Annotated in this window: 5 protein-coding genes; all 5 read right to left on the bottom strand. The window is 56.1% G+C overall.

Annotated features, from left to right (window positions below):
• Positions 1 to 7: 7 nt before the first annotated feature.
• Complete coding sequence (locus HK24_RS13630; RefSeq protein ID WP_158093010.1) at positions 8 to 172, bottom strand: hypothetical protein; 165 nt, start codon at positions 170 to 172, stop codon at positions 8 to 10.
• 148 nt (positions 173 to 320) lie between these two features.
• Complete coding sequence (locus tag HK24_RS12125; RefSeq protein WP_143412325.1) at positions 321 to 3,956, bottom strand: glycosyltransferase; 3,636 nt, start codon at positions 3,954 to 3,956, stop codon at positions 321 to 323.
• A gap of 66 nt (positions 3,957 to 4,022) precedes the next feature.
• Positions 4,023 to 4,982 (bottom strand): NAD-dependent epimerase/dehydratase family protein, encoded by a 960-nt coding sequence (locus HK24_RS12120; RefSeq protein ID WP_086634685.1) that lies wholly within the window; start codon positions 4,980 to 4,982, stop codon positions 4,023 to 4,025.
• Between the two features lie 26 nt (positions 4,983 to 5,008).
• Entirely contained in the window at positions 5,009 to 5,932 is a 924-nt protein-coding gene (locus tag HK24_RS12115; protein WP_143412324.1) for a hypothetical protein, read from the bottom strand.
• 216 nt (positions 5,933 to 6,148) lie between these two features.
• On the bottom strand, positions 6,149 to 8,398 hold the full coding sequence (locus tag HK24_RS12110) for a glycosyltransferase (protein ID WP_158093009.1): 2,250 nt from the start codon (positions 8,396 to 8,398) through the stop codon (positions 6,149 to 6,151).
• Between the last annotated feature and the right edge of the window lie 616 nt (positions 8,399 to 9,014).

Here is a 9,014-nt window from a genome sequence, read left to right as displayed (position 1 = left end):
CCGTCAATCAAATCGCCAAAAGCCTTAAATCGCGAGCCAAGCGCATCAACCAACGGTTCTTCGATCCCTCCACCTCAAAATCCACAGTCCGGGAAAATGCTTCGAGCTGATCACCAAGCCCGCTCAATCGAGCAAGCTGCTCTTCAACATCAAAGAAACCCAGCCGTTTCATCTTCCCCAATCAACTAAGGGAAAATAGAATCACAGAGGAACCCTCAAAACCAGAGGGTTTTTCGAACCCTTCATCTGTGTCACCCGCTCTGAAAGAGCGGGTGACACTTCTGCGATGGACGCTGACGTGGCCAGTCTTGCGTTTGTTCTTAGCTTTGAGAATACACGGACTCAAGATGCCGCTGCACGGTTGCGCGAAATTTTGCGATCGAGAAATTCCTTTTGAACACAGAACGCGCCTCATTTGCGATCTTGGACCAATCCTTCTGCGCCTCGACCGCCCGCCGAAGTGCGTCGGACAGACTCTCGATATCATTGCGCTCAGGCAGGAAACCCGAAACCGCATCTTGGATATAGGCCGACGTGCCAGTCGCACGGCTGCAGACCAGTACTTTCCCCGAAGAAAGCGCATCAAGCGTAACAAGAGGCAAGGTGTCATCGCGCGACGGGCAGAAAAGGATGTCCGTTTCTGCAAGATACGCACGATAATCCTCCAGCGTTAGATCTCCCAGATTTCGAACGTCTCCGTTCTTGTCCAGCTCCAACAACCCCTCCACGAAGCCAGTGTCATTGACCCGACCGCCAAAACGCAGTTCGCACTGTTTTTTTATCTTGGGCGGAAGTGCGGTGAACGCAAGGATCGCCAGATCCTGACCTTTACGTGGCTCTATCGTCGCCAGAACCGACACAATAATCTTCTCACTTTTGCGAGTGCGAGTCTGAGGAGCGGCCTCGTCCACACCGTACTCGATCACCTGCGAGTCAATACCGATCTCCTCGAGGGCGTCGTGAGCCATTTTACTACCGGCCCAGACATGAGCAAATCCTGCATCCCGACCGAGTTCAGGGTGAGCCCGAGACAAATGCCCGACGAGCGTTGTCTCGTGAATATACCAAAAGCAGGGGGTCAGGCGGGCAAGGCGGTTGATGGCAGGCCAGCAGACAATTGTATTGGCAATCACGGCATCGAAATTACAGGCGAGATTGACAAAGGCGTCAGCGTGCGGCGTAAGGCAAAGGCCGTCGATCATAACGTCCGCACCGAGCTCCAAAAGGCGCTCTTTGAACGGCCCGTCAAGCGGTGAGACGACAAGCACATAATGCCCTTGCTCGCGCAGCATTTGCGCCAGATCAAACACGATCTTGGGAGCGCCGCTATTCGACAAATCATGGGAAATCAGCAAGTAGTCCCGGCCCGTACGGAAGACGTCGCGATTACCAATCGTCAGATCGAAATGCGTCGGTGAATCAATGAACGTGATCTCACGCATGGACGGAGGGAAAAACGGATCATCCGCCGTGTAGTGGCCCCAGCGGCGGAGAAGAAAGATATCTGCTTTGCTTTTGAGAGAGGGTGCCTTTGCTTGCTTCTTGGTTTCCCCGATCGAGAGATGACCGATATGGGTGAGTCTCGTATGTGGCGTATACACGCAGCTATAGCCTGCCTCGCGAACTTTGAAGCAAAGATCGACGTCGGAATGCGCGATCGGTGCGTTCACGGCGTCATACCCACCGATTTCTCGAAAAACCGCCGCAGGCATGGCAAGGCACGCGCCACAAATTAGCGCGACTTCACGGGTGCACTGCGCAAACCCGAAATGGGCCGGCGTATGCTCCGGAAATGTGTGAAACGCCGTTCCGACGAGTCCGCGGACACCGGACACCATACCACCGTGCTGGATCGCACCGTTTTCATAGAGAAGCTTTGGACCAACGACGCCAACACCTGGCTTCGTCAGGCTCTCCATCACGACATCAAGCCAGTCGGACTCGATGACGCGAACATCGTCATTGAAGAAGACGATATAGTCGCCGGCTGCCGCCTCGGCACCGACATTGCACTTGTCCGAAAAATTATACGGCTTGTCATAAGGCACATACCGTACGTTCAGCGTCGCGGTCTGACGCTGACACGCCGCTGCACACAGCGCGTTTGTCACCACCACAATCTCAAAATTCGCGTAGCTCGTCATCAAAACGATTGAGGCAATCGTGGTCGTAATGTGTAACTCATTATCAGAAGGGATAATCAGCGACACGAGAGACGCATGAGCAGGTTTTTCTTCGCGGAATCTGTTGGCGAGAGGCATACCGAGCGCGATGCCGTCAAGACCGCGGCGATTACCTGCATCCTGTAGGGCAGCGACATTGGAAAGCCGGGCAAGTGGTTTGCCACCAACCGAAGCCGAGCCAGAGATCATACGCCAGCCATACAGATATTCCCGCAGGTGAAAGACTTTAGGATTTATCTCGGCAACACGTAAAATCAGGTCGTAGTCCTGAGAGAAGTCGAATTGCGAACGAAAACCGCCAACACGCTCTACAATTGTTTTTCTGTATACCGAGAGATGTCCCGTATACATCACGCTCAGCAGAAGAGACGGGCTCCAGTCCGGTTTCGGGAAGAGTTCGTCAGCGATATCATCGCCATCAATCTTGCACTCGTCGGAATAGACGAGGTCGAGCGCCGGATCCGCCTTCAGGAGCTCTGCAACAGTCGCGATTGCATCATGTGTCAGCATGTCGTCATGATCCAGCAGGGCGATATAATCGCCACTGGCCAGAGACAGCGCGGTATTTGTCGCGGCGGAAATACCTTGGTTCGTCTCGTGGACGGAGACTTTCACCCTGCTGTCGTAAGCCGCATAATACGCCAGCAGCGCACTGATTTCACTCCGTTCGGATCTATCATCTACGATGCACAGTTCGATATTCGCGTATGTCTGAAGAAGAACTGAAAGTATTGCACGCTCGACGTAAACAGCTGGTCCTCTATATACCGGCATCAGCACCGAAATCAGAGGACCGCCAACAACCGTTCCCGCGCGATCGGGCAGCATGACAAAGCGAGACGACACTTCGATCTGCTTACGGCGATACGCTTCTAGGATCGGATGTGCTTCATACGTCACGTCGACGCCATTGATATGCCGCGTGGGCACCGCACCAAAACCGAAGACGGGCCGCTGATTGCTCGGCTGATCGAGGCGATTGCCCTGAATGCCCGACATCGCCGAAAAAACATCCGCAGCCATCTCGTAGCTAGAAAATAGAACGCCAACCTTGGACGCTACATACGCCGCATCCACCTCGACCGGTACGGTATTCGTCGCCAAGGATCTAATGTGCGTACCAATCATGACGCTGCGCACAGCAGCGCGAACCGGATCGGCAACGGCGAAAGCCGACAGACTCCCGGGTCGAATGCCAGGCTCCGCGGGGGGCTGAGTGAAATGAGGCGCTGGCCGGTCGCGCGGTGCATCAATCGCACTCCACCCTTCGATGCTTTTGGGCGAAACATCGAGAAGCTCGCGATAGGCATGTTCCTGCGCAGGATTAAGACGACAGGCCTCCAGGTAGCTGGAAAACATTAGCTTGTTATTGCCCATCATCTTTGCAAGATGCCCAATCTGCAATTGCAGATCTGCGTCGCCCGGCATGACTTTCTGTGCGTTCTGATAGGCAGTCATCGCCAGCCTGTACTGGCCGCTTTCCTTTAGGGCATGGCCGAGCTGCACCCAGATCGGGCCATCATCAGGATGCGCGCCCAGGTGCTCGCGATACGCTTCGGCAGCCTGCATCCAGTTTTTTCTGTCGCGAAATGCGTCTGCGCGCTGCCGCGGCTTCTTGGGGAGCTTGAGCGATTTCGGCTGCTCCGAAATAGTCGTCGCATGCGCGACACTCATCGGCTTGGCGATCGGCGTCGCGGGTCCTATGGCCGGTACAACCGATCTAAAAGCAAAGAGCTTGGTTCCAAGATTGGAGGTGATCTTTTTAATATCCAAGGATCAGGTCTCTTTGCTAGAAAATGAGGGTGGTAAAGCGATATATGAGCTGTCGAAAGGCGGAGCTTACCCTCGCGAAGGCGTCGCCGCACGCGAGAGGGTCTCGATAGCGCGATCGAGACCCTCTGAGAAGCTCAGCGACGGCGCCCAATTCAGTCTACGCTTGAGTGCGCTAATGTCGAGAACATTTACTGGAACGTCAAAAGCACGGCTTGGCAGCCGACTGACACGCACAGCACGTTCGAGCTTCTGGCCAATAAGCGCAATCACCGCGTTGAGGCTGACACCAACGCCACTGCCCACGTTGAACGTCGTTTCTCCCGAGAGGTCTGATGCGCGCGCCAGGAGCAAAAGCGCGTCAGTCAGATCGCTGATATGAAGGTAGTCGCGCACAACGCTTCCATCGCCCCATAGCACGATTTCCTCCCCCAACATGGCCTTGTGCAGAAATGTCGTAACAGCGCCCTGTCCGCGTGTAAGATTTTGCCCCACGCCAAATGGATTTGAAATTCGCGCAATCCGACAATCGAGCCCATAAAGATCATGATAAAGGCGCAAATACGTTTCTGCCGTTACCTTTCCCGCACCATAGGCTGTGATCGGAAGCAGAGGATGATGTTCACCAACCGGCGCGGCCGTTACCCGGCCGTACACCGTGCCCCCCGACGACGCAAAAACGATACGGCCCTGCCCCCTGCGGTGAAGCGCATTCAAAAGGCCGAACATGATACCCATGTTGCTCTCGAGGTCGCCGGACGGATCGGCGTTGGCACTGGCCGGAATGGAACTCCACGCATAGTGATGTACGACATCGGCCTGCGCGACGAGGCGGTCCCAGTCTGTTGTCATCAGGTCGCCGACCACATTGTCCACACGCGACGCTGCGTTTGACAGAAAGCCGGAGACAGGCCTCCTGCTGGCGACAATGACGCGATGACCGTCTTCCAGCAGCCTGGCACATACGCTGCGGCCAATAAACCCGCTACCACCGAGCACGAGATGCGTCTCACGCGAATTTAACAACATGGAACTCCGATAATCTCACAACGTAATTATTGCAGGCATTGATAAGTATAACTTTGACCTAACTGTTCAGTATGCCTGAACGTCAAAGCCGTCGTCGTGACGGAGTATTCCGGCGCTGGCGCGCCAGACGGGCTCGATATCACGCAATCAGGACGTGTCGTAAATGGTGCGCTGAAGAGTACCGTGCAGCGATCAGCCCTCCCCTCGGTCACCGTGCCATGTACATCATTGGCCGTTTGCGAGAGCGCTGCGCCTTGCCCGCAATTCGAGAGCGTCGGCCGGGGCGTGGACACGCTGAGATGGCCAGTCATGCTGATAACCTCACGATCGGCATGTTGGGATCGAACACCACGCGCCGACGCCCCGTCAGGCCCCACATGCACCTCACCATCAGGATCGGCCCATACCAGAGCCGCAACAGCACCGTCCCTCAGACGCACGCCAAGACCCTGGCGTGATCCAGGAGCAAGCAAAACCCCCATCACGCCAGTGCGCGCCGAAGCGAGATCAATGCCCGCCCCGCTATGGTCTCCCTCAATGCGCACAGACGTCGCGCTACCGCTCATGTCTCTGAACCCATACGCGTCGATAGAGTGAGGACCAAGGTAAACGCCATTATACCAGATCGGCATCGGTGACGTTTGATTGCCGGTCTGGATCGATATCGCCGCGGTATTCATCCGGCCCATACCATTGATTAGCAGGGCCACCGCGTTGGCGTGCGCAAAATCCTGATAGTCACCGGCCGCGTTATTGATATCCATCTCGTCGGCGAACGCAGATTGCCGGTGAAAGTCAAAACCTGCGTTTAGTTCCGTCACCGCATTACGGGACCAGACACCCCCGCTGGACGGATACGCTCTGATATAGCTGTAATCGCAGACTTTGCCCCCCAGAACTGGCGCCTGCGACTCACTAGCACACTCGCGAACATCCGCGAATTGTTGCACGGGCTCGCGTAATATGAATTGCGCGATACGCCCGCCAAGGCTGCCAGATATCGGGCTCCCTTGCGGGATGAACGGCACGTTTGCCTCTGTTTTGACTGATGGCGCTGGCGACGCATCCACCGAACCAGACATCCCTGCCGCAAAGAGTATCAATGCACTGGCCAGTCCGTTTTTCAGCTGCGCGTTAAGCCACGCTTTCATGGCGCACTCACTCGGCTACGCACCGTCCGCACGCAAGCGCTCGGAGTCTGTCCCAGATGTCCTTCGCCCAAAATCTGACAGAAAACCTCGGCCTGGTCCGGCGATCCAAGCCAATGCCTTTTCGGCATGGACAGGCGCGATCAGCCGCCAGGGCAGCGTTGCATCCGCCCATACAGGATTGACGGACGGATCATAGGCGAGAGCCCCTGCCCCCCAAATCTGCTCGAATGCTGCCCGCTCGGCTTTGCGCGAGGTATGCCGAAGAGGGTCGAGGTGATCTAGGCCACGTGAAACCGACTCATCATGCCGAACATTGATCATCGGCGTCCAGACGATCGCCTTGCCCTGTGTGCCAAGCCTCAAGCAAAAATCAATATCACTATAGGCAACCGGCATGCGCGCCGCATTGAACCCGCCTGCCTCTCTGAACACGCTGGCCCTTACCCCCAGCCAGGCGCCGGTCACGGCCGAACACTGGCGCGTCACCTGCCAGCGGTTTAACTGCTCGGCACTCCCCTGCGGCTCATAAAGCCCATCATGAATGACCGAGCCCTGCCAGCCGAGCAAGACGCCCGCATGCTGCATTGTGCCGTCTTTGTAGAGAAGCCTCGCGCCTACAGCCCCCGTGGACTCGTCACGCAAAATTGCGTCAAGCACACTGTCCCATCCATCGGAGAGCATCGCCATATCGTCGTTACAAAACAGGAGATGCTCTGTTGTTGCCCGCGTGGCTGCCATGTTGTTAAGAGCTGACCAATTAAACACTCGCTCATCACGCAGAATAGTGACCCGCTCCTGCCGCCCGAGCGCGTCGAGAACAGCCAGATGTTCGGGGATAACCGACCCGTTATCAACGACAATCACCTCCAGACATTGCGGGAAAGCCGCAAGCGTGAAAAGACTGTCGACCATTGCCTTGGTCGAGTGCCCGTTATCGCGCGTACACAGAATAGCCGTGACGCGCGCAGGCAACTTCTGCGTGGAAAATGGCGCGGGCAGCGCGATCTCTGGCTGCCCTCTTAGCGGGGCCTCGATGACGTTTTCCTCGACACTAACCAAAGGATAAGGAACGTGACTGACCGTCATGCCCTGCGCCAGTGCCGTACGAACCCTGCGAGAAGCATCACTCTTTCTCACGGCCGGCCACACGTCCGCACGCATACCTAGCGTTTCGCCCACACTGTCGCATTGTTCGAGCCAAAGGGGATCGACAGCCGGACGCGCCGTCAATCGACAGGCTTCAAACGTTTGCGCGTTTGCGCGCGAGCGACGGAGACTCTCCTCATCATAAAAGATGAGATCGCACGCCATATCACCAAGCGCCACGGCGCTCCAGGCCGCGAGCTGCGCATGCGGTATCCGCCCCGGCGCAAGGCGTACAAGATACGGTGCGGCCAACGCGTCAGGGATATCATCCTCGTTCTCAACATGACGCACGAACCCGATCACACCGTCTACGGCGTCCCAACACGCACGGTGTTTCTGCGCTGCGCCAATAATGAACACCCCGGCAACATGCCGCGATGCCGCGACCGAAGCCACCTGTGCCACCACGACATCATCGGCGATGCCCGCTTGCGGGATGATGAGCAGCACGCTTTTTTCTGGCCGAATGGCGGGCGGGGGCGGGATATCGTGCAGGTGACGAAACGCCGCATAGTCATCAATTGGCCATGCGAGGAAAGCGGCAATATCCGGCAGTTTTCTAGAAAGATCATCAAGGGTCGAACGAATGTCCTGAAGTTTTGACGCCACATGAGCGATGTCGTCAAACCCTTGAACCGTGCCCCGACGCTGCCCGGATGCATAGTGGCGGTCTGTCTCGCCCGCCAAAAACAACTCCCTATGCGCTGCTTCGCACCCGATATCCTGGCGTATTGCCTCACGGTAGCTAGACATAGCGTCCACTCTGCGCCCGACCAGTTTCAAAACATGACCGAGCTGAAGATGCGCTTCAGCGAGCGTCGGCGCTTCGGCGATAAGGCCCCGATAGGTCTCCTCCGCATGCGGCATTAATCCGCTATCCTTGAGCATGTTGCCAAGTTGCAGCCGAAGATCAAAACGCCAAGGCGCAAGTGCAGCGGCCGCATGGTAAGCGCGCGCGGCCTCATCTGTCCGACCCGTATCACGCGCACTGTCCGCGGCGGTGACAAACGAGGCCAGCGCCGCGCGGCAGGCGCGTGACTGCTTTTCCCATGGAGCACCCACGCCATCGGCTGCATTGCCAAAAAGGGCAGGCCAGTCATGATTGATAGCGTGCTCCACACGGGCTTCAAAACTCTGCGAAAACAGCGCCGGTCGACAGTCATGCCCGAGGCTGATTAAACGACGGAAGTTTGAAATGAAAGAGACGATTATGTCATCCTTTGGCAGCAGTATAGCGTACGTCTTCGAAGCCTGTGATCCGATTATCCAAATAGTGCCGCTGCGCAAACCCAGCGTCAATCCCCTTGTCGAACGCAATCCAGAAGTATGCATTGAGGCCCCATATATGCCCCGTGGAGATGATGTTACGTTAACTGAATTGGTTTGAGTGTAGCTCGATTTGAGTGGATTCAGGCAGGGAAAGATGTCGCGTTTTTTCCTGCATCGATTGGGTATGGTGGAAGATGAAGCAGCCGGGTTTCTTTGATGTTGAAGAGCGACTTGCTCGATTGAGCAGGCTTGGTGATCTGCTCGAAGCATTTTCCCGGACTCAAGGGGAGCGAACCCTTCACCTTTGTTTTTTGGACCTACCAGTCGCATAATAGAACCGGTCAGGCACTAAGAGAAAATAATTTTATAGGGGCTCAGATCATGATTTTAACTAAGAGGTTGAAATGCGGATATTGTTGACAGGCGGTTGCGGCTTCATAGGTTCAGCCGTGGTGCGTCATATTAT

This window comes from Gluconobacter sp. DsW_058, assembly GCF_002153615.1.
In the GTDB taxonomy this organism is placed as follows: domain Bacteria; phylum Pseudomonadota; class Alphaproteobacteria; order Acetobacterales; family Acetobacteraceae; genus Gluconobacter; species Gluconobacter cerinus.
This window is presented reverse-complemented; position numbering and strand designations above follow the sequence as displayed.